The sequence below is a fragment of the Oscillochloris sp. ZM17-4 genome (genome assembly GCF_019599295.1).
Lineage (GTDB): Bacteria > Chloroflexota > Chloroflexia > Chloroflexales > Chloroflexaceae > Oscillochloris.
On the sequence record NZ_JAIEWN010000001.1, the window covers coordinates 196,444 to 221,511 of the forward strand.

Genomic DNA, 25,068 nt, shown 5'->3' on the forward strand with positions numbered 1-25,068 from the left:
CCGGTGAGCTGCTCGGAGACCTCCCAGAGCCGCCAGGCGCTGTTCTCGTCGTAGGAGCGGGCGCTTGATCGGGCCTTGGCGGGGTAGCCGCGCCAGCCGCCGAAGTCCTTCGGGCCGATGTAGTCGCAGCCGTAGGCGTCGGGCGAGGTGGCGGCGTAGAGGGTTGGCAGGGCGCCCATCGCGGCGCTCTGGGCGAGCATCGTGTTGGCGAAGCCCATCAGCGTCTCGCCGAGGGCCGAGCCCTCCATGCGCGGGCCGGCCTGCTGGAGGTTGGTGGAGGCGTAGCCGGGGTGGCAGCCGAGGCTGATCGCGCCCGCCCCGGCGGCGGCGAAGCGGCGCTGCAGCTCGTAGGCGAAGAGCAGGTTGGCCAGCTTGCTCTGGCCGTAGGCCCGCTGACGGTCGTAGCCCCGCGCGCCGTCCAGGTTCTCAAAGTCGATCACCCCGATATGGTGCATGGCGCTGCTCACCGTCACCACCCGCGCGCCGGGGGCGGCGAGGATGGCCGGGAGCAGCAGGCCGGTGAGCGCGAAGTGGCCGAGGTGGTTTGTGCCAAACTGCATCTCGAAGCCGTCGGCCGTCTTGCGGAAGGGCAGGGCCATCACCCCGGCGTTGTTGATCAGCAGCGGCAGCAGGTCGTGCCGGGCCAGGAAGGCCTCGGCGAAGCGGCGCACGCTGGCGAGGTCGGCCAGGTCGAGCGCCATCACCTCGACGCCCGCCCCCGGGTGCGCCGCGCGGATGGCGGCGGCGGCGGCGTCGGCCTTCTCCAGGCTGCGCGCGGCGATGATCACGCGGGCGCCCTTGGCCGCCAGGGCCTTGGCGGCCTCAAAGCCGATCCCGCTGTTGCCCCCGGTGACGACGGCCAGCTTGCCGCCCTGGTCGGGGATATGATCTATGGTCCAGTTGTCGCTCATATCGGCGCTCCTTCTGGTATAACCCTGTCAGCTGCGGCCCCAGGTATACACTCATGCGATGAGTCGCCACAGGCTGCAGCTGACAGGGTTAGCGTTCCCTCTCATCATGCGCCGATTCTGCCCGCAGGTCAACGCCGGTTGGCCCACTCGCTGGACAGGATCGCGTACTGGAGCTCGTCGCGGTAGGTGCCCTTGTTGAAGAAGCTCTGGATGCTCGCGCCCTCGCGGCGCATGCCGAGCCGCTCCAGCAGCCGGATCGAGGGGGCGTTCTCCTGATCGACGATCGCCGTCATGCGGTGCATGCCGAGGGTCGCGAAGGCGTAGCCGATCACCGCGCCCACCGCCTCAGCGGCGTAGCCCCGACCGTGCCAGGGGCGGGCCAGGGTGTAGCCAAGCTCGCCCTGGCGGTCATCGTAGTCGAGCAGGCGCATGTACACATCACCGATCAGCGCGTCGCCCTCGCGCAGGGCCACGGCGAACTGGAATCCACCGCCGGGCCGGCCGGGCTCCTCGTCGTACATCGTGGACAGGAAGTCGTGGGCCTGCTCCTCGCTGGTCGAGTCCCAGCTCTGGAAGCGGGCGACCTCCGGGTCGTTGCGGTAGGCCAGGAAGGCCGGCAGGTCGGCCTCGGCGAAGCGGCGCACCCGCAGGCGCGCGGTCTCGATCTGGGTGAATGCCGGCAGATCAGCCCTCATCGTCGCGCGTCTCCCCCGCGCTCACCATGCGCACCGCGCTCACCGCCGTGTCGATCTCCAGGTCGCCGTGGTCGGCGAAGTGGACAACCAGCAGCTCGCGGTCGCCGGCGACCTTGCTCGACCGCACCTCGCCGGTGCCCCAGGGCATGCAGAAGACAGTGTCGCCCGCCATAAAGCGCGGCTCGGCCAGGGCCGGCGGGCCGGCGGGCCGGCGGGCCGGCTGAGGCGACGGGCCGCTCCGCTCGCGCTGCTCGCGCATGCGGCGCAGGCGGGCCACCATCGCGGCCGCATCGGGCAGCGGCTCGCTCGGCGGCGGCGGCGCGGGTGGCTCGCTCGGCGGAGGTGGCTCTGGCAGGTGTGGCGTCTGCTTGCCGCGAGGAGCTGCTGGAGCCTTATCTGCGGCCTTCTTACGGCGCGTCTGGGCAGCTTCACGCGGGGGTTTTGGCTCGGCCTGTGGCGTCTTTCGTGCGACCGACGGCTCCTTGCGCTGCGGCGTCTCTCGCTTCGGTGCCGCTCGTGTCTTTTGTGGCGGCGGCTCACGCACCGGCTCAGGATCAGCGCCACTGGTTGTACAGATCGTCATCCCAGCTGATGGCACGACGATCAGCAGCGCGGGCGAGGCGATCTTCCAGGCGATCGCCTACGACCCTGATATCGCCACGACCGACGGCAGCGGAATCAGCCAAGTGATTTTTACCATCCTCGACAGCGGCGGTGCCACAGCATATAGCCACACCGAGAACATCGCAGCCTATTGCGCATTCGGCGGTGACTCGCCCTGTAGCTCGATGCCGATCCTCCAGTGGGACGCCCTGGCCTCGGGAACCTACACATTTACCGCTGAGGCCCGATCCGTGCTGGGCAAGCCGGCGGTGACGGTGAGCGTGACATTTGTGAAGCCGTAGGGCTACCTCACATAGGTACACTGGATGTCCCAGGCCCAGCTGCCCAGTCGGCCCACCTCGATGGACTGGGTGACGGGGCTGCGCTCCAGGCGGCCGTTCTGGAAGTACTGCACTGGCATCGTCACCCCGTTGATCTGCTCGTCGACCTTGCCCGAGATCGCCGCGCCCAGCCGCCAGCGCCCGCCGAGTACATCGTAGTAGCGGCGGAACAGCGGGTCCACGGTGTAGCCCGTCTCGGGGAAGAAGTAGCCCCGATCATGGTCAACGCCCTGCTGCTCGGGGAAGCTGCGCCCGGCCGTGTAGACGCTGCCGATGTTCACAAAGCGCACCAGCTGGCGGAGCTTCTCGTCGGGCGAGAGCTCGGCGAAGCCGGGGGCTTTCCGCGCCTCGGGGTGGAACTCGACCAGGGCGGCCTCGAAGTACTGCACCACCCGCCGGTCGTCGGCGCGGACGAAGGCCTCGCTGATCGGCAGGCCCATGTTGTAGCGCCCGTTGATCGCGTCCCAGAGCAGGCGGAACTCATTCTTCACATAGTGGCCGCTCTCCGCGATCCGTAGCGGCGCGTCGTCGCCGCCGGGCGGGCCGCGCCGGCCGCCGCTCAGCGGCAGGTCAGTCTTCAGCTGGCTGGGCAGCGGCGGCGCGGCGTAGTCGCGCAGCCAGCGGGCCGCCGGCTTCAGGCTGTCGTCGGCGCGGAACAGGCCGTAGTGCTCCTCGCGGGTCTCCCAGCGCATCGTCGGCCCGGCGTCGAAGTCGCGCAGGGCCCATGCGATCACGCCGGCCACCCGGCCCTGGGCGGCGGCCAGGGTGGTCTGGTACATCGCCTCCTGCTCCTGCTCGCTGTAGGCGCGCACGGCGCAGGCCGGGCCGGTGGGCCAGCCGAACTCGCCGAGCAGGATGGGCTTGTCGGTGTGGGCGCGCAGCTCGTCGAGCTGGCGGGCGGCGTCGGCGGCGTTGTAGATGTGGACGCTCACCACGTCGCTGTAGTCCACCGGCCGGCGCCCGTCGGGGCCGGCCACCCACAGGTTGTCGTACTGTCCCATGCCCACGGTGACGAGATGGCTCGGCGCGGCGGCGTGGATCGCGTCGGCCATGCGGCCGAGCCAGGTGAGCACCTGGTCGCGCTTCCCCTCTGTGGCCCAGAGCTTGTAGTGATCCGGCTCGTTGTGGATATCCCAGGCCATGATCCGGTCATCGCCGACGAAGTTGCCGAGCAGGGTGTTAATGTAGGCGATGTTGGCCCGCTCGGCGCTGGTGCCCGGCGCGGGGAAGTTCTCGTAGAAGTCGAAGAGGCTGACGACCAGGCGCATGTCGAGGTCGCCGGCGATCTGGGCCAGCTCGCGCAGCTTGCCGATCGCCGCCCCGCTGGCCACCCCGTCGCCGGCGGCGTTGAGCGAGAGCCCGTAGGGCAGCAGGACGCGCACGGCGTTCAGTCCGAGCTGGTCACGGCCGAGCCGTAGCTCGCGCGCCATCTGCGGGGCGTCCCAGGATCGCCACATCTCCTCCCAGGGCCGGCCCTGCGGGTAGTAGTTGACGCCCTTGATCGTCACCGGCTGGCCCAGGCGGGTCAGCTGGCCGCCCTCGGCCTTGATGAAGCCGCCGGGCTGGAGCGCCGGCCCGGCGGGCGCGGTCGGCTGCCCCCCGACTCCTGACTCCTGTCCTCCTACTCCCGACTCCGCCCCCAGCAGGCCGAAGAGCACCCCCTGGTTACCGTGGTCCTCGAACCTGGCCCGCTCGAACCACTGGACGGTGTAGCTGCCGCCGTCGGAGCTGCGCTCCTGGCGCGGCGCGGTCAGCGGCAGGCCGAAGAGGGCCAGGCTCTCGGCGGGGCTGACCCCCGGCTGGCCGAGGTTTATTCCGTAGCGACCGTAGGCGGCCAGGAAGGCCCCGCAGACGTTGAGCTTTGTCTGATCGAAGAAGCGGCAGCCGTCTTCCGGCTGCTCGGCGGCGGCCGGCGGCTCGCCCCGCGCCGCCAGGGCGTCGGCACCCAGCCGGCCGAGCAGCACGTCGTAGGGCGGGGCGTTCTCGGGGTGCAGCTCCAGGCGGGCGCGCTCGAACAGCTGTGACACGACTGGCCCCTGGCTGGACGGGCCGAGCGGGTAGCCGAAGACCGGCAGTCCGCCCTGGGCCTCCCAGAAGCTGCGGATGCCGCCGTCGATGCAGCTGGAGATGGCGGGCGCGACCTCGGGGAAGCAGCGCGGCGCGGCCGAGGCCGGGGCGGGCGCGGGGATGATCAGAAGCAGGATGATCAGCAGGGCGACGCTGAGAATTTTTGGCATGGGGAATGGAGTCTAGGCACAGTGGCATAAGGTGATGTGTGAGAGGCACACTCATCCTACCCTGTGTAGATCGCGGGCGCAAGGGAGGTTTCTGTCCCTGCGCCCAATGTTGTATTGACACTACCCATGCGCTCAGGGTATCCTACCGTGAAGCAGAGCGCGCCAGCTGGCAATCAACAATCTGCAATCTGCAATCAACAATCAACAATCTGCAAGCGCCGGGGTACACAGCCCACCGGCATTTTTGTGTTGTATGTTATCAGCACCTCAGCACCTCAGTGCCTCAGTGTTCAAGGAGGACATGATGCGGGTAGGGCTCGACTTCGGCACCACCAACTCCAGCGCGGCGGTCTACGACGGCGAGCGGCTGACCCTGCTGCCGCTCGACCCGGTCAACAGCAGCGCGAGCGTCCTGCGCTCGACCCTGTTCATGACCCGCGAGGGCGCGGCCTATATCGGCCGCGAGGCGATCAACCGCTTCACCGAGGGCAACGTCGGCCGCGAGATCGAGTACGAGTGGAAGTACCTCGGCGACGCCGAGGTGACCTTCGCCGGGCTGGGCACGCAGCAGCAGGCCCTCTACGCCAAGGTGGACGCCAACGCGCCGGGGCGGCTCTTCCAGAGCCTGAAGACGGGCCTGCGCGACCGCTCCTTCCGCCAGACGAGCGTCTTCGGCACCTACTACACCCTGGAGTCGCTGATCGCGATCGTGCTGCGCCTGATCTACGAGCGGATCGAGGCCAGCCTCGGCCAGCCCGTCACCGGCATGGTGATCGGCCGGCCCGTCCACTACGCGGCCACTCCCGAGGCCGACGCCCTGGCCTTCGAGCGCATGCAGGCGGCCTGCATGCTGGCCGAGCTGCCCGAGGTGACGTTTCTGGAGGAGCCGACCGGCGCGGCGCTCTCCTACGCCCGCGAGCTGCGCAGCGAGCAGCACGTGCTGGTCTTTGACTTTGGCGGCGGCACACTTGACGTAACGATCATGCGGCTCGATGGCAGGGGCGGCCGGCAGTTCATCGCCACCGACGGCGTGCCGGTGGGCGGCGACCTGCTCGACCAGCGGCTGGTCATGGGCCGCCTGCTGCCGCACTTCGGCGAGGGCACCACCCTCGGCGCGCGCCGCCTGCCCTTCCCCACCCACATCCTGGAGCACCTCAGCGAGTGGCAGTCGATCAGCGACATGACCCAGCCCAAGTACCTGGAGATCATCGACGAGGCGATCGCCATCGGCGACCGCAAGCCCGAGCTGAAGGCTCTGCGCTCGCTGGTGCGCCAGAACTATGGCCTGCCGATGTACGAGGAGGTCGAGCGGGTCAAGGTGCTGCTCTCCGACGCCGACACGGCCGTGCTGGGCATGCACATGGGCGAGATCGACTTCGACGAGACGGTGCCGCGCTGGGACTTCGAGCGCCTGATCGGCCCCGACGTGCGCGCCGTGGAGGCCTGCATCGACCGCGCCCTGGCGGCCGGCGGGCTCAAGGCCGCCGATATCGATGTGGTGCTGCGCACCGGCGGCTCCTCGCGCATCCCGCGCTTCGTCCGGATGCTCGCCGAGAAGTTTGGCCCCGACAAGCTTCAGGAGATGGATGTCTTCACCGGCGTGGCATCGGGCATGGCCGTGGCCGCCTTCGAGCGGGGCTGATGCCCTCGTAACGCCCCCGCGCTACAATCCCCCGTATGAGCGGCATCGTAGACAGGGGGAAGACTATGGCAACTCGGCAGCGCGGCGTCGTGCTCACCTATGTGGACACCCTCGACACTCTGGAGGACTGCGTTCGGCTCGGCGGCTACGATACGGTGAAGGTGGTGACGGGCTGGGGCCTGGCGAGCGGCTGGACGCCTGAGGCACGCAGGCGGGTGCTGGATATGGTGCCGAACGTGATCGTCCGCACGGTCAGCGGCGACCCGAGCTACGCCCGGCCCTTCGACCCGCTCTCGGGCGGGCCGCGCCCCGGCGCCAAGGGCCCCGACGCCCAGTACTGGGACTACGACTTCCCCAAGCCGGATGTGTGCGAGCGCGAGATCGCCGAGTGGTACTCCATCCGCCCCGACATCCTGGTCGAGATCGGCAACGAGCCGAACGTCTTCAACCAGGACGACGACTTCATCTGGAAGTGGGCCTACTGGCTGGAGCAGTCGGTGCGTCACTGCAAGCAGGCCTTCCCCCAGGCCAAGCTGATCTCCCCCGGCTTCATGATGGACGCGCGCGGCAACATGCGCCGCTTCTACGAGATCGCCAACCAGCAGATCCGGCTCTTCGACTACATCGGCATGCACTTCTACGAGTACTACGCCTTCACGCACGACGGCGTGCCGGCCACCAAGGGCGAGCTGCGCGACGCGGTCGAGCTGCACCAGAAGTTCTTTCCCGAGAAGCCCTGGTACATCACCGAGTACGGCATCAACGACACCAAGCAGGTGGCTCAGCCCGAGAAGGGCACCCGCTACGCCAAGCTCGTCCACGCCGACGAGGGCTGGCCGGTCCTGCCCGACAATGTGATCGGCGCGGTCTACTACCACCTGGCCATGAAGGGCGACCTGCACCCGGAGTACCACATCTACCCCGAGGGCGACAAGACCTACCGGGCCACCTGCGAGCTGGCCGAGGCGGCCATGGGCCAGATCGAGATCTTCGGGGCCAGCCCCGAGCTGCCCGCCGACCCGCTCGCCGAAATCCCGGCCCGCCTGGCCCTGCTGATCGCCGACCTGGCCGATCACGAGTGTACGCTGCTGCGGCGGCGCGCGGACTCTCTCTCTGGCTTTTCCTCAGACGACGCGCAGGCGCTTTACCGCATCCAGCGCATCCGCTCCGCGCTTGAGGAGGCTATGGGGCTGGCCGAGTAGCGGCAAGATATCGATACCACACGGCAGAGGGGCGAGACGTAGCGTACTACGTCTCGCCCCTCTGCGCATGCCAGGCGCATTTGCGCCCGCCCCTGCGGCTATGCTGAGGCTGTGTCCGCATCGCAGCCTCAGAAGGGACCACACCATGGAACCAGAGCAGATCCGCGCCCTGCCGCTCGACATCAGCATCCATCTGGAGGCCGGCTACCGCCTCTGGCGCGACGGCGCCCTGGAGGCCGCGCAGCCCCAGCTGGACGAGGCCATGCGCCGGGCCGAGGCCGCCGGCCACCTCGCGGGGCAGCTGGCCGCAGCCCAGCTGCTCGGCCACCTGGCCTATGAGAGAGGGGACCTGGATGCGTCCTACCATCACCACGCCGCCGCGCTGTCCCGCTGCCGCGCGCTCGGCCTCGCCGTCGGCGTGGCCTCGTCGCTGCACAACCTGGGGCTCGTCGCCGCGCGCCGGGGCGACCTGGCGACGGCCCGGACCTACCTGGAGGAGGCGGCCCAGTCCTACGCGGCGCTCGGCAGCCCTGAGGGCGCGGCGCGCGTGCGGGCGAACCTGGCGCACCTGGCGGGCGACCATGCGCGCAGCATCGGCGGCGATGACGACGCCTGAGCCGCGCCCGGCCGAGGAGCGGCGCGCCCTGGAGGTCTGGCTGCCCCTGGCCGAGGAGGCGAACGCCCGCTACGGCTGGCGGCTCGGCCCCGCCGCCCTGGAGGCCCTCGTCATGCGGGCGCTGCCGTCGCTGGCCGAGTCCCGCAGCGCCCTGGCCGCCCGTGCTATACTTTGGGCAGCCCAGAAGCGTAGTGTGGACGAGCCCCGCAATGACTCACCCGACCGGCGGAACCAAGCGTAGCTCCTGGCTCACCTTCCGGCGCCGGCTGCTGCTGGTGCGCACGCTGATGCGCGGCCCGGCCGGCAGCGCCGATCTGGTGGCCGCGATCAACGCCGAGCTGGGCTCGCAGGGCTACCCCGAGGCCGCCGCCGCCGCGCTCAAGCACGACTTCGACTCGCTCAAGAGCGAGTACGGCTGCCGGATCAGCTACGAGCGCGCCACGCGCCGCTATGCGCTGGACGACCTGGGCGAGCTGGCGCTGCTCGACCTGCCAGATGAGAGCATGGAGGCCCTGGCCTTCCTCGACGCCAGCTTCCCCGAGGGCGGCGGCATGCCCGAGCACGCCAACATCCGCGCCCTGCTGGAGCGGGTGCTGCTGCTGCTGCCGCCGGCCCGCCAGGCCCAGCACCGCCGCCAGCGCGGCTCGATGCGCCTGGGCATTGGCTCTGTGTCGGGGAAGATCGACCCGCAGACGCTCGATGTCGTGAAGCGGGCGATCGACGGGCGGCGTGAGCTGTCCTTCGCCTACCTGGGCAGCTTCGACGGCGACCAGCCGCGCCACCACCGTGTCGCTCCCTACGGCATCACCTTCCGGCCCGAGGGTCACGGCTACCTCGACGCGACCCTGCTTGATGTTACGCCTCGGGGCGGCGAGGTGATCCGCGCCGCGATCGACTATCGCCTCGACCGGATCGTGGCGGGCAGCGCCGCTGTCCTGCCCACCATGCTCCCGCCCCAGCGCGCCCTGCCGCCGAGCTACCGCCTGCGCTACACCCTCGTGCCGCAGGTGGCCCGCCGCCGCGACCTCGCCGCCGTCTTCCCCGAGGCCCAGATCAGCTACCGCGACGACGGCGGCGCCGAGGTGACGGCCACGGTGACGAACCTCTGGCAGGCCCGCCAGCTGCTGCTGCGCTACGGTGACGCCTGCACCGTCCACGAGCCGCCCGAGCTGGTCGAGCTCTTCCGCAAGACGGCGCTCGGTCTGGCCGAGATCTACGATGTCTGAAATGTGTAGCTGCGGGCGATCTCGTGGGGCGAGACGCCGGCGACGTACTGCAGCCAGAGCCAGAGGTCGTGCAGGAGCTGCGGGATGACCCCGTTGGCCTCGAACCTGCGCGCCGAGGTGACCACCTCGGCCGGGACCACGTAGATGTCCGTGCGCGCGCGGGCCAGCTCGAAGAGGCGCACATCCTCGAAGAGCGGCCAGTCGGGGAAGCCGCCCAGCTCGGCGAAGAGCTCGCGCCGGATCACGATGCCCTGGTCGCCGTAGCTGGTGAGCAGCGAGTCGGGCCACATCAGGCGGGCGGCGATGGCGAGCAGCCAGTCGCCGCTGTCGAAGCTGAGGCGGAACTTGGCGGCCTGTATGGATGGGTCGGCGAGGATCTGGCGCAGCAGCGGGAAGGCCTCGGCGGGCAGGCGGGTGTCGGCGTGCAGGAAGATCAGCGCCTCGCCTGTGGCGCGGGCGGCGCCGGCGTTGCACTGCGGCCCGCGCCCGCGCGGCCCCCGCACGACCAGCGCGCCGGCGGCGGCGGCCAACTCGGCGGTGCGGTCGGCGCTGCCGCCGTCGGCGACGATCACCTCCACAGCGGGGTCGAGCGCGCGTACGGCGGCCACGCATCCGGCGATCCCGGCCTCCTCGTTCAGGGCCGGGATGATCACGCTGAAGCTTGTCATAATGCTTATTCCCTATGAGAAGGCGGGCAGGCTGGCGGCCACGCGGGCCAGCTCGACGGAGGAGATACGCCCGCCGATGAGCCAGCAGCTATCGGGGCCGGCGCGCACGGCCAGCAGGGGCAGCCGCTCGCGGCTCGCGGCGCTCCAGGCGGCGGACATAAAGGCGGCCGCGCGCCCGCCCAGGCTCAGCGCCTGGAGCGTCGGCGTCGGCCCGTCGGCCGGGTCCCAGGCCATGGCGAGCGTCTCGCCGGGCGGCAGCTCCAGGGCGATCCAGGAGACCGCCAGCTGGCCGGACTCGTCCACGGCGCAGTAGCCCTCGCCGAGGCGGCGCGGCTCCAGGCCGGCGGGCAGCTCGGCGGGCAGCGGGTGCGGCTCGTCAGCGCTTAGTGGCTCGATCGGCGGCATCGCGCCGGGGATGAAGGCCGCCGCCGGCCCGGTGATCGCCACCAGGGCCACCCGCAGGCCGGGCATGTCGAGCACGGCCAGGGTGGGGGAGCTATCGCTCATTGCTACTCCTATAATGCTGGTGTGGCGAGCGAAGCTCGCCACACCAGCATTATGAATCTACCTCGTGTTCGCCGAGGCGGCGGGTGGCGTAGGTCAGCTCGCGCCGGCCGACGCCGCTAGTCTGGCCGGTGGCCGCCAGGGAGGCGGCCTCGCGCAGGGCGGCCTCGGCCAGGGATGGCTCGCCGAGCTCGCGCAGGCGGGCGGCGGCGGCGCGCATCAGCCCGGCGGCGCCGGCGTGGTCGCCCCTGCCGGCGGCGTCGAGGGCGCGGCGCTGGAGGCGCATGGCGCTGGCCCTGCCGGCGGCGTCGAGCAGGGCGGCGGGCGGCGGGGCGGCGGCGGCGGTGTAGTGGGCCACGACGTCGGCGCTGGCCCTGGACTGGCCGCTGGAGGCGGTGAGGGCGCAGAGGCGGCGGCGCGCGCCGCCGGCGGGCGGGCGGGGCGGCTCGGGCGGGGCCAGCAGCTCCAGCAGCAGGCGGATGGGCGCGCCGCGCTCCAGGTCGCCCAGGTGCAGTGACTGGAGGCGCGGGCTCGCGCCGCTGGCCTCCAGGGGGGCTAGGCTCGGGCTGATCCGGGTGATGCGGCGCAGCTCGACGCCCTGGGGCATGGCGAGCTCCAGGCCGAGGGCCTGGGCGGCCACGCCGCGGGCGGCGTCGAGCTCGGCGGCCACGGCGGCGGGGATCAGCTCGGCGCGGCGCAGGAAGCTGGCCCGCCCGCCGCTCGTGTCGGCCAGGGCGGTGAGCAGGTCGTCCTGGAACTCGCCGCCCAGGCCGAGGGTGCTCACGCTGACGCCGGCCTCGGCGGCCTGGCGGGCCAGGGCCATGCAGGCCTCGGGGCTCTCGGTGAAGCCGTCGGTGAGCAGGATCAGCCGGCGCACCGAGCCGGGGGCGGCCCCGTGGGCCAGCTCGGCCAGGCCCAGCCGCATGCCGCCGGCCAGGTCGGTGCCCTCTCCCAGGCGCAGGCTGCCCAGCCGCGAGATGCCGGCCACCAGCGATGCCCGCTGGTCGCCGCCGGCGCTGGGCACCAGGGTCAGCGCCTGCTCGGCGCAGGCCACCAGGCTGAAGCGGTCGCCCCGGTCGAGCCGCTCGACCACGCTGTGCAGGGCGCGGGCGGTGTAGTCGAGGGCGCTGGGGGCGCTGGCCCGGATCGCCTCGGGCACCGGGCCGGTGAGCTGCCAGACCGGCACGCCGTCCACCAGCACCTCCTGGGCGCCGCCCGAGCGCACCAGCTCGCGGAACTGCTCCTCGCTGACGATCGGGATGCGCATCGAGCGGCTGGCGTCGGCCACCAGCGCCCAGCTCACCGGCGCGCTGACGCCCCCGGCGTCTGCGGCGATCGAGACCATCGCGTAGCAGATCTGGGCCTCGGCGCGCGGCGGCAGGGCGATCGGCTCGGGCTGGGTGCGGAGGATGAGGCTCATGAAGAATGCTGAAGGCTGAATGCTGAATGTTGAATGTCGCACAGTCCTGCGAGTGCGGCTTTCACCTATTCTACTCGCTCAGGGCGTAATTCTCAATTCAACATTCAGCATTCAACATTCAACATTGATCATGGGCACGCGTTGGTCAGGGCGGGGGCGCCGCTGAAGACGACCTCGAGGCTGGTGCCGTCGCGGAAGGTGAGCGTGCGGCGGGTGCGGGTGACGGCGCGCGGGCCGTCGGCGCCGGGGATCTGGACGCAGCCGTCCACATACGTCTCCTCGGCGGTGTCGGCGACGCCGCCGTGGATCATGCCGAGGATTCGCTCCTGCGGGGCGGCCAGGCTGGCGGGGGAGAAGATGCCGAGCCCGGCGAGGGCGACCGCGCCGGCGGTCAGAAATAAGAGGAGCAGAATAAGTGCGGCGCCGCCCGCCGAGCCTCGGCGCGGCTTGATCACAACGGAGCCCTTGGGGAGATCTTTACTCGTGACCATCGTAGGTTATCTTTCCAGTGCGGGGCGTACGTGAAGGCCCCCTTTACGTCATTCTAACTATTAATGCACTCCTGTCTATCGGGTAGATAGTCCCGGTCTCTTCTGGCACCTATAGTAGGGGCGGCTCGCGAGCCGCCCCTTACGTTCGTCCTCTCAGTCTTCGTCGGCCTCAAGCTCGATCAGGTCGGCCCCGCCGGCCACGCTGTCGCCGGCGGCGAAGGGCAGCCGCCGCACGACCCCGGCGTAGGGCGCGACGACGGTGTGCTCCATCTTCATAGCCTCCAGCACGAGCAGGGGCTGGCCCTCGGCCACCTGCTCGCCCGCGCTCACCAGCACCGTGATCAGGGTGCCCGGCATGGGCGCGCTGAGGCTGGCTCCGCCGTGGCCGTGGCCGGCCCGGCCGACCGAGTCGGCGCTGAGCGGGGCGGGGCGGGCCAGGCGGTAGGCCTCGCCGCGCCAGCCCAGCAGCAGGTCGCCGGCCGCGTCGCGGGCCACCCGGAAGCGCTCCAGCGTGTCGCGGATCGCTACGACGAGCTCCGAGTCGCGGATGGCTATGATCGTTAGATCGATATGGCCGCCCGCATAGGCGATCGACCAGCCTTCCCCAGATTGCCGCGCCTGCAGGAGGTGAGTCTCCTTGCCAACGGTGAAGCTGATCGGAACATCCACGCCGCCGGCTCGCCAGCGGCTCTCGAATGGCGATCGGGCGCCTGCCTCCTGCCTCCTGCCTCCTGCCTCCTGCTCCCAGATCGCGGCGGCGGCCAGCGCCTCGGGCGGGGCGGCGGCGGGCGGGGTGGCGTGGATCCGCTGCTCGGCCAGGAATCCGGTGTGGGTGTCGCCGGCCACGAAGGCCGGGCTCTCGGCCACCGCCCGCAGCAGCGGCAGGTTGGTGGTCAGCCCGAGGACGGCGTAGTCGTCTAGGGCGCGGCGCAGCCGCTCGATCGCGGCGGCCCGGTCGGCGCCGGAGACGATCAGCTTGGCGATCATCGGGTCGTAGTGGACGGTCACCTCGTCGCCGCTGGCCAGGCCCGAGTCGACGCGCACGCCGGGGCCGAGCGGCGGCTCGTGCAGGGCCAGCCGGCCCACGGCGGGCAGGAAGCTCACCGGGTCCTCGGCGTAGAGCCGGGCCTCGATCGCGTGGCCCCGGAAGCTGACCCCCTCCTGGGTGAAGGGCAGCGGCGCGCCGGCGGCGATGGCGATCTGGAGGCGCACCAGGTCCAGCCCGGTCACCAGCTCCGTCACCGGGTGCTCGACCTGGAGGCGGGTGTTCATCTCCAGGAAGTAGAAGCTGCCATCGGGGCCGAGGATGAACTCGACGGTGCCGGCGTTGACGTAGCCGGCGGCGCGGGCTACGCGCACGGCGGCCTCGCCCATCTTGACGCGCAGGGCGGGGGTGAGGGCCGGCGAGGGCGACTCCTCGATGACCTTCTGGTGGCGGCGCTGGATGGAGCACTCGCGCTCGCCGAGGTGGACAATATTGCCGTGGGAGTCGGCCAGGATCTGGATCTCGACGTGGCGCGGGCGCTGGATGTAGCGCTCCAGAAACACGGTGGCGTCGCCGAAGGCGGCCCCGGCCTCGCGGCGGGCGCCCTCCAGAGCGGCGGCGAACTCGCCGGGGGCCGACACGGCGCGCATGCCCTTGCCGCCGCCGCCGGCGCTGGCCTTCACCAGCAGCGGGAAGCCCACCCGCGCGGCCTCGGCGGCCAGCGTGGCGTCAGACTGGTCGGCGCCGTCGTAGCCGGGCACGACGGGCACTCCGGCGGCCACGGCGATCCTGCGGGCGCCGATCTTGCCGCCCATAGCCTCGATCGCCTCGGGCGGCGGGCCGATGAATGCCAGCCCGGCCTCGCGGCACATGCGGGCGAAGGCCGCGTTCTCGGAGAGGAAGCCGTAGCCGGGGTGGATGGCCTGTGCCCCGAGTCGCTGGGCGGCGGCGATGATCGCCTCGCCGCGCAGGTAGCTCTGGGCGGCCGGGGCCGGGCCGACCGGCGCGGCCACATCGGCCAGGCGCACGTGGAGCGCCCCGGCGTCGGCCGCGGAGTAGACGGCGGCCGGGCTGATGCCCAGCTCGCGGCAGGCGCGGATCACCCGCACCGCGATCTCGCCCCGGTTGGCGATCAGGATTCGGGTTAACATCATTTTTTTCATTCTCGTATCGCGTAGGGCCGAAGCATTTCGGTATTGTCGCTCTGCGACAATACCGAAATGCTTCGGCCCTACGGGGCGGCCCCGATTACTTCAATTTGGGCAACACATGCTCCCCATACGCCTTGATCCACGCCTCCTGGTTGCGGCCGACATTGTGCACATAGATCTCGTTGAAGCCGAGGTCGATGAAGCCCTGGAGCATGGCGCGGTGCTCCTCAAGGTCGGCGGAGATCAGGACGCGGCCCTTGAAGTGCTCGGCGCGCACCAGCCTGGCCATGGCCGCGAAGTCGTCCGGCGAGCGCACGTCCTGCTTGGGGAAGTTCATGCCGCCGTTGGGCCACTCGGTGATCGCGCTCTGGAGGGCCTCCTCGTCGCTCTCGGCCCAGGAGACGTGCAGCTGGAGCAGCTTCGGCATGGCGTCGGGGTCCTTGCCGGCGGCGCGGGCGCCCTGGGCGAAGTTCTCCAAGATACCCTTCAGCTTCTCGTGGCTGGCGCCGGGGGTGATCAGGCCGTCGCAGGCCTTCCCGGCCCACCTGAGCGTCTGCGGGCCGGTGGCGGCCACGTAGATCGGCACCGGCCGCTCGGGCAGCGTCCACATGCGCACCTTGTTCATCTTGAAGTGCTTGCCGCGGTGGCGCACGTCCTTGCCGCTGAACAGCTTCTGGATGATCTCGACGGCCTCCTGGAGCATCTCGAAGCGCTCCAGGGGCTCGGGCCAGACCCCGCCGACCACGTTCTCGTTCAGGGCCTCGCCGCTGCCCAGGCCGAGCCAGAAGCGGCCGGGGTACATCGCGCCCAGCGTGGCGGCGGCGTGGGCGATCACCGAGGGGTGGTAGCGGAAGCTCGGACATGTGACGCCGGGGCCGAAGCTGTGGCCGCTTGACGCGCCCAGCGCGCCCATCCAGGCGTAGGCGAAGGCGTTGTGGCCCTGCTGCGGCACCCAGGGCTGGAAGTGGTCGGCGGCCATGACGCCGCGGAACCCGTGCTCCTCGGCTAGCTTGCTGTGGGCGATCAGATCATTCGGGTGGAACTGCTCAAGGGCGGCCGAGAGACCGATAGTTGCCATTGGGTATTCGCTCCTTACATGCGCGGCGCCCGGCCCTCAGCCCTTCGCCCTCAGCCCTTCGCCCTTAGAAGAGCCCCTGAGCGCGCAGGAGCTGCTGGTGCTGCGCCTGCTGGCCGAGGGCTGCTCAAACCAGGCCATCGCCGAGCGGCTGGTGATCACCGTCGGTACCGCCAAGTGGCACGCGCACAACATCTACGCCAAGCTCGGCGTCAGCCGGCGCACCCAGGCCGTGGCCCGCGCCCGGGCGCTGGGGCTGATCACGTGAGCTGCTAGCTGACGCCTGCGTGTTCGAGAAGGGTTAGTGCAGCGTACTCGCGGTCGGCATGGGCGCGCTCGACAGAGGGTGTCGCGTGCACCGATACCGCCGTCGTTGAAGGCGTGGGTGCCGCTAATGCGACGGTAACGGTAGCAGTGACGGTGGACGTAGAGGTGTATGGAGCGGAGACAGTGCTCGCTCTTGGCACTTCGGCCATCGATTGACCACATCCGACAAGGAGTGCGGAGAGGAGTACCACTGCTCGCTGGTAGTATCTATAGCGATGCATCGCTGGCTCCGATCAGGCTTGAGCCTGCACTGGCGCGACCCAGAGCCCCCCGCGCCCATTCCAGAGCAGGAGCGCGCCGCCGTCCGGGCGCAGGCTCGCGAAGGCATCCCAGTGCGGGCGCGTCAGGTCGGCCACCGCGCAGGTCGCGACCGTTACTGCGATAATCCGGCGGCCGCCCGCCGGGTAGGTCGTCAGGAGCAGCGCCTCCCCGCCGGGCAGCCACTGCGGCGCATCCACCGCGCCATCTGGCCCCAGGCCGATGCGTGCCCTCATCTCGCCGTCACGCGAGAGGATGCGCAAGGTGGGCCGCCCGCGCTGGTCAGTCGCGGCCGTCGCCAGGGCGAACTGCTGCCCATCGGGGCTCCAGGTCAGCTCGAATGACCAGAGGGATGGCGCGTTCGGGTCGGTGCTCGCGGCGAAAGCGGTGCTCGCTGCGAGGGCCTGGGGTGCCGCAAAGCCGAGGGCGAGCCGGGTGAGCAGCCGCCCCTGCACATCCGTCAGGCAGAGGTCGCTCCCGCAGCGGTAGGCGATGCGCTCGCCGTCCGGGGCGACAGCCAGGGCACCCATCCCATAGAAGGCATCCGCATCGGGGAGGGCTGCGAGTCGCTCTGGCGCGCCGCCAGCGAGCGCCGCCCGCCAGAGCACGCCCTCGTCCAAAAAGTAGACGTGGGCGTCGACCACCGCCACTCCAGAGTGATCCGTGCTCCCGAGGATCTGCGCGCGCCCCGTCGCCAGGTCGTAGCTGGTGATCTGGTGCTGTCTGGCGTCGCTCCAGTGCAGGGCCACGACCGTGCGGCTATCGGCGCTCCAGAGGGCGTCGATCACCGCCCCGGCGAGCTTCGTCGGCGCCCCCCCGTCGAGCGGCGCGACCCACAGGCCGGGCTCCAGCGGCGCGAGCGCCATCGTATCGCTATCCGTGCGGATCAGCAGCGCCTGGCCATTGGGCGCCCAGCGCACGCGCGTCGCCTGCATCGGTTCGCCTCCCAGCCGTACCAGATCCGCGACGAGCGGATGGACGGGCAGCGCCGTGGGGTCACCGAGCTGCACGGGCGTCCGCTCGTCGGCGGGGGGGAGACCGGGGAGCGGGAGGTGGGGCGCGGTCAGATCATCGAGGCTCGTCAGCCCACCCCAGGATGTGTCCAGGGCCGGGATCGCGACCTGCTGCGTCTCCCCCGTTGCGAAGCGGAGACCTACGGCGACCTCAGGCGTGCGGAAGAGGCCGCCGCTCACCACACCGCGCACGGTATAGCTGATCAGGGGCTGGTGCGGGTCGAGGGGCGTCAACCCGGTCTGCCCGATCAGCTGGTCAAGCCGCCTCGTCACCAGCGCGCTCGGATCACCGTCGTGCAGCGTGGCGAAGCGGTTTACGAGCAGCCCGTAGGGTTCATAGCGGTAGCCTCCAGCGAAGAGGTAGTAGGCACCAAGGGGGTTGGGCAGCGCCGAGAACGGGGCGACGAAGCTCACCAACAGCAGCGCGCCGCCGATCGCCACAGCGCGAGGGATACGCCGCAGCCGAAGCGCTGGCTCCGTGGCCACCAAGGCGATCAGGAGCAGTTCGCCGGCAAGAAGGAGGCCCATGCCGCCGAGGGGGTCGAGCGAGCCGGCACCCGCATAGAGGAGCTGGAGGCCGCCGGTGAGCAGCACGGCGACGGATACCGCCACCCGCCACGCGCCGCCCGGTCGCTGCCGGTCGAGGCGCAGTACCCCGGTGAGGCCGAGGACAGCAGCGGTGAGGAACAGCAGCAGCAATGGCAGCGTGAGGGGGCCCGCATCACCGAACAGGCCGCTCGCGAACGGCGCCGCCAGCACCCCGAGCGTGCCGCCGAGCAGCCCGCAGGCGAAGGCGGCGCGCCGCAGGATCTGCGCGATGCCGCCGTGGACCTGGCCAAATTGGGCAGCGAGGGCCTGGTCGGGGCCGAGGGCGGTGATCACCTGGCGCTGAAACTGCGGATCGGCCGGGTCAGCGCCCTGCTCGATAGCGGCGTCGGCCAGGTGGGCGAGGAGCTCGCGCTGGATGGCGCTGCGTCGCTCGGCCGGTAGGCCGCGCAGGCGCACGTCGAGACGCCGCAGGTAGGCGTCGAATGGGTCATCGTGTGGGTTAGCCATGCTTGAGCACTCCCTCGACCGCGGCAGTGAAGCGTCGCCAGATGGCCCGCTGCTCCTGCGCGGCGGTCACACCCTGGGGGGTGAGGCGGTAGTAGCGTCGGTCCGCGCCATCAGCGCGGGCCTCCCAATACCCCTCGATCATGCCAGCCTTCTCCAGCCGGTGGAGCGCGGGGTAGAGGGTGCCCTCCTTGAGGTCGAGGACGCCCTGGCTGCGCGCGCGCACCTCCTTGACGATCTGGTAGCCGTAGAGCGCCCATGCGCATCAAGATTAGGGCTGCCGCCCTAAAAGCCCTACGCGCGCTGCGCCGCATCGACGCTGGTGCCGGCCCGCGCGTCGCGGGCGACCCAGTTGGTGATCTGGGTGACGGCGGCCGCCGTCAGCGCGGTGAGCAGGGCGTTGGCGGCGGCGGCGCGTGGCAGGCTCAGCTCCTCCTGGGGGGCGAGCGCCGGCCTTCCGGTGAGGCGGGCGGCCAGGCGCAGGCTGCCGGTCGCCAGGGCGAACGGTAGTAGCGAGCCGATCGCGGCGCCGGCGGCCGTGCCCAGCACGTTGCCGCTGTTGCCGGCCGGGCCGAGCTGATCGCGGGCCTGCTCGGCGGGCGTCTTGTTGGTCAGCGCCGAGGCTGCCGCGATCAGCAGCGCGCCTAGCCCGACGAATCCGCCGACGAAGACCCCGGCCCCGGCCAGCAGCGTGTCGCTGCGCACCTCGGCAGGCTGCTGGCGGAAGGTGACCAGCTGGCTGACGAAGCTCAGCAGGTAGAAGATCGCGCCCCAGAAGCCCGAGAAGACTAGGCTCCGGCTCAGCCCCTCGCCGGTGAACGTTGATCGTCGCATATCATGTTCCATCGTCGCTCCATTTCTCTTATCGCTGATAATACATCGGGCAACTAGCAGAATCTGTGCCGGCCCGCTACGGCCGGCACTCGGGGCGGCCGCCGACCTTCTGCGCCAGCGCCGAGTGCAGACACGAGTCCCCGCTGTCCCTGGAGACATAGCGCGCCAGGCTCTCGGGGTCGTCCACGTCGAGGGCGAGCGTGGGCGACCAGTAGACCTGGGCGAGCAGGTCGTGGGCGTCGGCCTCGGCGAGGTGCAGGCCGGCGCTGCGCTCGCCGAAGCGGAAGGGCATGTCGCTGGGCAGGCGTAGCCCGAGGGCGTTCGTCCCGTCGCCCTGCCGGTCGGTCGCCATGGCCACATCGGCGCCGGCGGTGAGGGTGCGGGCCATGGCCGCCACATCCCCCGCCGTGATCAGCGGCACGTCGGCGGGGACGACCAGCATTGCGGCGACGCCGGCGGCTGTCAGGGCGGCCCGGGCCTGCCCCAGGGCGCCGTTCAGTCCGTCGGCGCTGTCGAGCATAGTGCGCGCGCCGCAGGCTGCGGCCAGGGCCAGCGCCTCGGGGTCGGCGCTGATCACCCAGACCTCGGCCAGCGCCGCGCCCCGGCAGGCCAGCAGCGCGCCCAGGACGCGGCCGAGCATCTCTAGCACCAGGTCGTGGCGCTCGGCGATGCTCAGGCGTCCGGCGAGGCGGCTCTTGGCGCGGGCCAGGGCCTTGACGGGCACGACGGCGTGGATCTGCATCAGGCCGCCGCCGGCTGGCCGTGGGCGAGCTGGAGCGCCACCCTGGCCAGGTTGGCCTTCTCGGCCGGGCCGCGCATGATCGTGTCGGTGACGGCCACCCGCACGCCGAGGGCCTCGATCTGGGCGGCCAGGCCGGCGTCCACCTCGTCGATCACGATCCCGTCGAGCATGCCGGCGTAGGCCTGGGCCGCGCCGACGGCGGAGACCTCAAGCCCCACGGCGCGCATCAGTGGGGCGGCCGGCCCCTTGATCGCCGCGCCGCCGACGATCGGGCTGACGGTGACCACCGGGGCCGGGCTGGCCATGATCGCCGCGCGCACGCCGGGGATGGCAAGGATCGGGCCGACGCTGACCACCGGGTTGCTCGGGGCGATCAGGATGGCGTCGGCCGTCGCGATCAGCTCCAGCAGGCCGGGGGCGGGGCGGGCTTCCTCCACGCCCACATAGCGCACGCCGCGCACCTCGTTCTGGGCGCGGTTCTTGACGAAGTACTCCTCGAAGTGCATCTCGCCCGCGTCGGTGATGATGTGGGTCGGCACCGGGTCGTCGCTCATCGGCATGATCCTCACGGCCACGCCGAGCGACCGGCGGAAGCTGTCGGCCACCTCGCTCAGCGTGTGGCCCTCGCCCAGCATCGCCGTGCGCCGGATGTGCAGGGCCAGGTCGCGGTCGCCCAGCTTGAACCAGCCCGGCCCGCCCAGCTTGGTCAGCCAGGACATGCACTCGTCGGTGTCGCCGATGATGCCCCAGCCCTGCTCGCGGTCGATCAGGTCGGCCAGGGTGCAGGTGACGATATCGAGGTCGGGCGAGATCCTCAGGCCGTGGAGCAGCATATCGTCGCCCGTGTTCACCACGGCGGTGATCGTCTCGGGCGGCACAACTTGGACGAGGCCTTCGATAAAGCGGGCGGCGCCGACGCCGCCGGCCAGGACGAGGATCATGGTGGGGGTTCCTTATGTTGTGAGCCAAGGGTACAGGGTATAGGGTACAGGGTACAGGTGGAGTGCATCAACAAGCGATACGTGCCACCAAACTGTCAAGCTGGTTTGAACCATGCCTAAGAACTGTATCTCTATCGTACCACAAAGGGCTGTGCGCCAAGCCCTGATGGTGGTATGCTCGGAGGTGGACATCACCGAGCGCGTGCGGGCGGGGGAGGATCTTCGCCAGCGGGTGGTGGAGATCGAGGCGCTCCACAACGAGAATGCGCAGCTCTTCGACAATCTGCAGCGCTCCGAGGCAGCCCTGCCCATAGCCTGAGGAGAAGGTGTGGGCGCATATCAGGTCGCTCGCCGGCACCTACTTTGACCCGCAGGCGGTCTCGCTCTTCTCGCACATGATGGGCGCGGCCGCACGGGCGCGGTGAGCTCTGTCCGGCGACGCCCCCTACTCCGCCGGCAGGCGCCAGTAGACATCGCGCTCGCGGGCCATGAACTTGAAGTCGATCAGCTCGCGCCGCAGGGTGGCGAAGTCGGGGTGGTGGCGCTTGATGATCGCATTCAGCTCGCGCTCGGGGTAGCGCCGGCCCACCTCGAAGCGCTCGACCAGCCAGCGTAGCAGCGCCTGCATGCGCTTGTGGCCAACCGGCAGATCGGTGATCTGATCGCCGCGCAGGTAGCTGCGCAGAATGCGCTGGTCGTCCTCGGGGAGCTCGGCCAGGCCGGGGGTCTCCGCCACTTCGCGGGCGAGCTGCTCCTTGCTGAGGCGCTGGAGGGCGCCGCGCAGGGCCTTGAAGCGCTCCTTGTCCAGCATCACCAGCATGCGGCCGCCCTCGCGGCGCGCGGCCACGATCTGCAGGCTGATCAGCCGGCCCAGCGGGCCGCGGCTGAACGAGGGCTCGATCTTCAGCTCGGCGGCCACGTCGGCCATGCTGCGCTCGCCGCCGGACAGGGCGGCCACCACCCGCAGCGCGTCCATATCGAGCAGGGCCTGCATCGACATAATCAGGGCGCGCCGCTCGTCGAGCATAGGGAACGGGCTGAACGTCTCGTTGGTCTCGGGCTCCATCGGGCACTCCTTTCGGATGACATGTGCCTCCCTTTAGGGTCAATACTTTTCGAACAAGCCGATCTCGTGTCGGCCTTGCCTCCTCACCCCATGTGAACAGTATTGCCTTTAGGGTAGCATCATCGGGAGCAGGCCGCATCCGGCAATCGGCCGAAGCGCCAGAGGGCCGCCGGCCTAAAAAGCTCATCCCGGTGTTGGCAATTGCCAACACCGGGATGAGTCTCTAGCCGCGAGTGATACCGGGGCGGGGTATGGGAGAGTCGGGAGCTGGGGGCTGGGAGTCAGACACCAACCCCCAACCCCCAACTCCCCAGATCACGCCAGGAAGTTCGTGAGCAGATCCTTGCCCGAGGTCGTCATAATCGACTCGGGGTGGAACTGCACGCCCTGGACGGGGTGCTCGCGGTGGCGCATGCCCATGATCAGGCCGTCGTCCGTCCATGCCGTCACCTCCAGCTCGGCGGGCAGGTCCTCGCGGCGGACGATCAGCGAGTGGTAGCGGGTGGCCGCGAAGCCGTCGGGCAGGCCGGCGAAGACGCCCTGGCCGGCGTGACGGATGGGCGAGACCTTGCCGTGCATCACCTGGGGCGCGCGCACCACCGCGCCGCCGTAGGCCGCGCCCAAGGCCTGGTGCCCCAGGCAGACCCCGAGGATCGGCACGTGGGGCGCCAGCTCCTGGATGAGCGCGATGCTGATCCCGGCCTCGTTCGGCGTACATGGCCCGGGGCTGATCACGATCCGGTCGGGCCGCATGGCCGCGACCTCGGCCACGCTGATCTGGTCGTTGCGATGCACGTCGACCGTGGCCCCCAGCTCACAGAGGTACTGGTAGAGGTTGTAGGTGAACGAGTCGTAGTTATCGAGCAGCAGCACGCGCATTGGCTATCTCCCTCCCTGCGGTGGCGCGGCGGCGGCTGCGCCGCCCCCGCATATTTTGTTAGCGCGAATAAGCGCTGGGTCAAGCCCCACCGGCTGGCGACTGACGTCGCGCCGGAGCGGCGCTGCGCGCCGGGCGTCGGCCTGCGCCGACGCCGGAACCGCCCGCGTCGGCGGGCGGTTGGCCGGAGGCCCCCGCGCTGCGGCGTCAGTCGCGAGCGGGGCCACCGACGCTCCCAGGTGTACCCAGCGCTTATTCGCGCTAACCATATTTTTTGTTGGGTGTTGGCGGCTTCGCCGCCAACACCCAACAAAATGCGACCTGGGGTTACGCCCCAGACTGACCATCTCTATGGGTGGAGCAAGTATAGCGGCGGGGAGCCGGGCTGGCAAGGCTCAGCCTATAGCGGCGGGTAGAGAGAGGGATTGAGCCTGTCATGAGGAAGGCGCGAGCGCAGCGAGCCACCAGGTTCAGTGCCTCAGTGGCTCAAGCATGCTGCTCAGTGCTATAGCGTCAGGATCGCGTCGCCGTCGCGCTGGGCCTCGGGCCGGTGGCTGATCAGCAGGGTGGTGCGGCCACGCTGGAGCTCGGCGAGGGCGGCGAGCACCTCGCGCTCGGCCTCGGCGTCCAGGTGGGCGGTCGGCTCGTCGAGCAGCAGGATGGGCGCGTCCTTCAGCAGGGCGCGGGCGATGGACAGGCGCTGGCGCTCGCCGCCGCTGAGCCGCGCGCCCTGCTCGCCGAGCCATGTGTCGTAGCCCTCGGGCAGCCGGGCCAGCACCTGGTCGAAGCGGGCGCGCTGACAGACTATGTCCAGATTCGCGTCGTCGGCCTCGGGGCGGGCGATCTGTAAATTCTCGCGCACCGTGCCGCTGAAGAGATGAGTCTGCTGGGCGACCACACCAATCATCCGGCGGATGTCCTCGGCCCGGTAGTCCCGCAGGTTGTGCCCGCCTATGCGGATCGTGCCGGTGTAGCCATCCCAGAAGCGCAGCAGCAGGCTGGCCAGGGTGCTCTTGCCGGCCCCGCTCGGCCCCATAATCAGCAGCCGCTGGCCGTGCGCGGCCCGCGCGCTCACCCCGCGCAACGCTGGCTGCGCCGCCCCCGGGTAGCTGAAGCTCAGGCCATCCAGCTCGACGCTGGCGTCCAACGGCACAGGCGAACACGTCGGCTCGCTCGTCACCTGCGGCAGGGTGTCGGCGATGGCGAACAGGCGTCGGGCGGCCGCCAGGCTCAGCTCAAGGCTCTGGAGCGCGGTGGAGAGCGGGGCCACCGCCTCGAAGCTGGCCACGGCGGTGAGCGCGAGCAGCGCCAGGTAGACGCCGTCGAGCTGGCCGGCGCGCACGAGCGGCACGCCTAGCAGTAGCGCGGCCGCCGCCGCGAGCTGGCCCATCAGGCCGACGAGGCCATTCCCTAGGCCGCGCAGGGCAGCCATGCGCTCCTGCGCCCTGGCGAGCGCCTCGCCCTGGCAGCGCACCCGCGCCAGCAGTGCGCCCTTGGCCCCCAGGGCCAGCAGGTCGGGCAGCCCCTGGATGGCCTCGACCAGGGTGGCCAGCAGCTCGGCCCGCCGGGCCACGGCCTCGGCGGCGGGCCGACGGCTCTGGCGGCGGATCAGCAGCGGCAGGGCTAGGCCCGCGATCATCTGGAGCGATAGCACCGCCATAGCCACCTGCGGGCTGAAGATCGCCAGCAGCCCGCAGGTCAGCCCGGCCACAAGCATGGCCACCAGGGGCGGGGCCAGCACGCGCAGGTAGAGCTGCTCCAGCGCCTCGACATCGCCCACCGCGCTGGCCAGCAGGTCGCCGCCCCGGCGGTCGATCAGCCCGGCGGGGGCCAGCGGCTCGACGGCGGCGAAGAACCATGCGCGCACGCCTGCCAGCAGCCGGAAGGTGGCCCGGTGTGAAACATAGCGCTCGGCGTAGCGCAGTAGCCCGCGGGCGATGCCGAAGAAGCGCACGCCGACGATCGGCACGCTCAGCACGGCGATGTCCGGCATCAGGGCCGCCCGCGCGATCAGGTAGGCCGAGGTTGCCATCAGGCCGACGCTGCTGCCGACGGTGGCCAAGCCGAGCAGTACCGCTAGGGCGAATGCCCGCCAGTAGGGCCGCACGAGGGCTAAGAGGCGAGGGAGGGCGGGTGCCGGGGGACTGAAGTCCCCGGCTAGCGTTTGCGAAGCCCGCCTACGCGGGCTAG

Annotated in this window: 24 protein-coding genes and 2 pseudogenes; 8 read left to right on the forward strand and 18 right to left on the reverse strand. The window is 70.7% G+C overall.

Features of this window, described 5'->3' with window-relative positions; genetic code table 11:
- From K2Z83_RS00745 to K2Z83_RS00755, 3 genes are all read right to left on the reverse strand, one after another.
- The coding region (locus tag K2Z83_RS00745; RefSeq protein WP_220593270.1) for an oxidoreductase at positions 1-911 on the reverse strand (911 nt) is incomplete at its 3' end.
- A gap of 128 nt (positions 912-1,039) precedes the next feature.
- Complete coding sequence (locus K2Z83_RS00750; RefSeq protein WP_220593271.1) at positions 1,040-1,606, reverse strand: GNAT family N-acetyltransferase; 567 nt, start codon at positions 1,604-1,606, stop codon at positions 1,040-1,042.
- The gene (locus K2Z83_RS00755) at positions 1,596-1,886 is read right to left on the reverse strand and encodes a hypothetical protein (protein ID WP_220593272.1); all 291 of its coding nucleotides are present in this window, start codon (positions 1,884-1,886) and stop codon (positions 1,596-1,598) included. Before K2Z83_RS00755 ends, K2Z83_RS00750 begins: the two co-directional genes overlap by 11 nt.
- A gap of 202 nt (positions 1,887-2,088) precedes the next feature.
- On the opposite strand from K2Z83_RS00755, the gene K2Z83_RS00760 reads away from it, so the two are divergent.
- Positions 2,089-2,511, forward strand: a complete 423-nt coding sequence (locus tag K2Z83_RS00760; protein ID WP_220593273.1) for a hypothetical protein — start codon at positions 2,089-2,091, stop codon at positions 2,509-2,511.
- Between the two features lie 2 nt (positions 2,512-2,513).
- Here the strand turns inward: K2Z83_RS00760 and K2Z83_RS00765 are convergent, their stop codons facing one another.
- Positions 2,514-4,787, reverse strand: coding sequence for a cellulase family glycosylhydrolase (locus K2Z83_RS00765; RefSeq protein WP_220593274.1), 2,274 nt, complete (start codon positions 4,785-4,787; stop codon positions 2,514-2,516).
- A 301-nt stretch (positions 4,788-5,088) separates the two neighbouring features.
- On the opposite strand from K2Z83_RS00765, the gene K2Z83_RS00770 reads away from it, so the two are divergent.
- The 5 genes from K2Z83_RS00770 (at position 5,089) to K2Z83_RS00790 (ending at position 9,473) form a co-directional block, all read left to right on the forward strand.
- Entirely contained in the window at positions 5,089-6,429 is a 1,341-nt protein-coding gene (locus K2Z83_RS00770; RefSeq protein WP_255603055.1) for an Hsp70 family protein, read from the forward strand.
- Positions 6,430-6,494: 65 nt separating this feature from the next.
- Positions 6,495-7,631, forward strand: a complete 1,137-nt coding sequence (locus K2Z83_RS00775) for a hypothetical protein (RefSeq protein WP_220593275.1) — start codon at positions 6,495-6,497, stop codon at positions 7,629-7,631.
- 145 nt (positions 7,632-7,776) lie between these two features.
- A complete protein-coding gene (locus K2Z83_RS00780; RefSeq protein WP_220593276.1) occupies positions 7,777-8,247 on the forward strand; it encodes a tetratricopeptide repeat protein in 471 nt (156 codons plus the stop codon).
- The gene (locus K2Z83_RS00785; protein ID WP_220593277.1) at positions 8,234-8,488 is read left to right on the forward strand and encodes a hypothetical protein; all 255 of its coding nucleotides are present in this window, start codon (positions 8,234-8,236) and stop codon (positions 8,486-8,488) included. The genes K2Z83_RS00780 and K2Z83_RS00785 overlap by 14 nt, the downstream gene beginning before the upstream one ends.
- Positions 8,457-9,473 (forward strand): YafY family protein, encoded by a 1,017-nt coding sequence (locus K2Z83_RS00790; protein ID WP_220593278.1) that lies wholly within the window; start codon positions 8,457-8,459, stop codon positions 9,471-9,473. Before K2Z83_RS00785 ends, K2Z83_RS00790 begins: the two co-directional genes overlap by 32 nt.
- On the opposite strand, the gene K2Z83_RS00795 is transcribed toward K2Z83_RS00790, so the two are convergent.
- The 6 genes from K2Z83_RS00795 to K2Z83_RS00820 all read right to left on the reverse strand — a co-directional run bounded on the left by K2Z83_RS00795 (position 9,461) and on the right by K2Z83_RS00820 (position 15,770).
- Positions 9,461-10,141: a TIGR04283 family arsenosugar biosynthesis glycosyltransferase gene (locus K2Z83_RS00795; protein WP_220593279.1), complete on the reverse strand. Its 681-nt coding sequence runs from the start codon at positions 10,139-10,141 to the stop codon at positions 9,461-9,463. The genes K2Z83_RS00790 and K2Z83_RS00795 overlap by 13 nt on opposite strands.
- Before the next feature lie 12 nt (positions 10,142-10,153).
- Positions 10,154-10,648, reverse strand: coding sequence for a hypothetical protein (locus K2Z83_RS00800; protein ID WP_220593280.1), 495 nt, complete (start codon positions 10,646-10,648; stop codon positions 10,154-10,156).
- Between the two features lie 49 nt (positions 10,649-10,697).
- Entirely contained in the window at positions 10,698-12,065 is a 1,368-nt protein-coding gene (locus tag K2Z83_RS00805; RefSeq protein WP_220593281.1) for a VWA domain-containing protein, read from the reverse strand.
- A 128-nt stretch (positions 12,066-12,193) separates the two neighbouring features.
- A complete protein-coding gene (locus tag K2Z83_RS00810) occupies positions 12,194-12,556 on the reverse strand; it encodes a hypothetical protein (protein WP_220593282.1) in 363 nt (120 codons plus the stop codon).
- Positions 12,557-12,709: 153 nt separating this feature from the next.
- A complete protein-coding gene (locus K2Z83_RS00815) occupies positions 12,710-14,692 on the reverse strand; it encodes an acetyl-CoA carboxylase biotin carboxylase subunit (RefSeq protein WP_220593283.1) in 1,983 nt (660 codons plus the stop codon).
- A gap of 97 nt (positions 14,693-14,789) precedes the next feature.
- A complete protein-coding gene (locus tag K2Z83_RS00820; RefSeq protein WP_220593284.1) occupies positions 14,790-15,770 on the reverse strand; it encodes a TIGR03557 family F420-dependent LLM class oxidoreductase in 981 nt (326 codons plus the stop codon).
- A gap of 34 nt (positions 15,771-15,804) precedes the next feature.
- Between K2Z83_RS00820 and K2Z83_RS29690 the strand changes: the two are divergent.
- Positions 15,805-16,035, forward strand: a pseudogene (locus tag K2Z83_RS29690) (response regulator transcription factor); the annotation flags it as partial.
- Between the two features lie 292 nt (positions 16,036-16,327).
- Here K2Z83_RS29690 and K2Z83_RS00830 read toward each other — a convergent pair.
- The 5 genes and pseudogenes from K2Z83_RS00830 to cofD form a co-directional block, all read right to left on the reverse strand.
- Positions 16,328-18,421, reverse strand: a complete 2,094-nt coding sequence (locus tag K2Z83_RS00830; protein ID WP_220593286.1) for a hypothetical protein — start codon at positions 18,419-18,421, stop codon at positions 16,328-16,330.
- Positions 18,414-18,659, reverse strand: a pseudogene (locus K2Z83_RS00835) (PadR family transcriptional regulator); the annotation flags it as partial. The gene K2Z83_RS00830 and the pseudogene K2Z83_RS00835, both read right to left, overlap by 8 nt.
- 53 nt (positions 18,660-18,712) lie before the next feature.
- Positions 18,713-19,252 carry a hypothetical protein gene (locus K2Z83_RS00840; RefSeq protein WP_220593288.1) on the reverse strand — a complete coding sequence of 180 codons (540 nt, stop codon included), beginning with the start codon at positions 19,250-19,252 and terminating at the stop codon, positions 18,713-18,715.
- Between the two features lie 76 nt (positions 19,253-19,328).
- A complete protein-coding gene (cofC, locus tag K2Z83_RS00845; protein ID WP_220593289.1) occupies positions 19,329-19,994 on the reverse strand; it encodes a 2-phospho-L-lactate guanylyltransferase in 666 nt (221 codons plus the stop codon).
- Positions 19,994-20,935: a 2-phospho-L-lactate transferase gene (gene cofD / locus K2Z83_RS00850; protein ID WP_220593290.1), complete on the reverse strand. Its 942-nt coding sequence runs from the start codon at positions 20,933-20,935 to the stop codon at positions 19,994-19,996. The genes cofC and cofD overlap by 1 nt, the downstream gene beginning before the upstream one ends.
- 184 nt (positions 20,936-21,119) lie before the next feature.
- On the opposite strand from cofD, the gene K2Z83_RS28605 reads away from it, so the two are divergent.
- Positions 21,120-21,254, forward strand: coding sequence for a hypothetical protein (locus K2Z83_RS28605; RefSeq protein WP_255603063.1), 135 nt, complete (start codon positions 21,120-21,122; stop codon positions 21,252-21,254).
- A gap of 126 nt (positions 21,255-21,380) precedes the next feature.
- On the opposite strand, the gene K2Z83_RS00855 is transcribed toward K2Z83_RS28605, so the two are convergent.
- From K2Z83_RS00855 to cydC, 3 genes are all read right to left on the reverse strand, one after another.
- Positions 21,381-22,001: a DUF2087 domain-containing protein gene (locus K2Z83_RS00855; protein WP_220593291.1), complete on the reverse strand. Its 621-nt coding sequence runs from the start codon at positions 21,999-22,001 to the stop codon at positions 21,381-21,383.
- A gap of 315 nt (positions 22,002-22,316) precedes the next feature.
- Entirely contained in the window at positions 22,317-22,880 is a 564-nt protein-coding gene (locus tag K2Z83_RS00860) for an aminodeoxychorismate/anthranilate synthase component II (RefSeq protein WP_220593292.1), read from the reverse strand.
- A 503-nt stretch (positions 22,881-23,383) separates the two neighbouring features.
- Positions 23,384-25,068: thiol reductant ABC exporter subunit CydC (cydC, locus tag K2Z83_RS00865; protein ID WP_220593293.1), on the reverse strand; the 1,685-nt coding region annotated here is incomplete at its 5' end.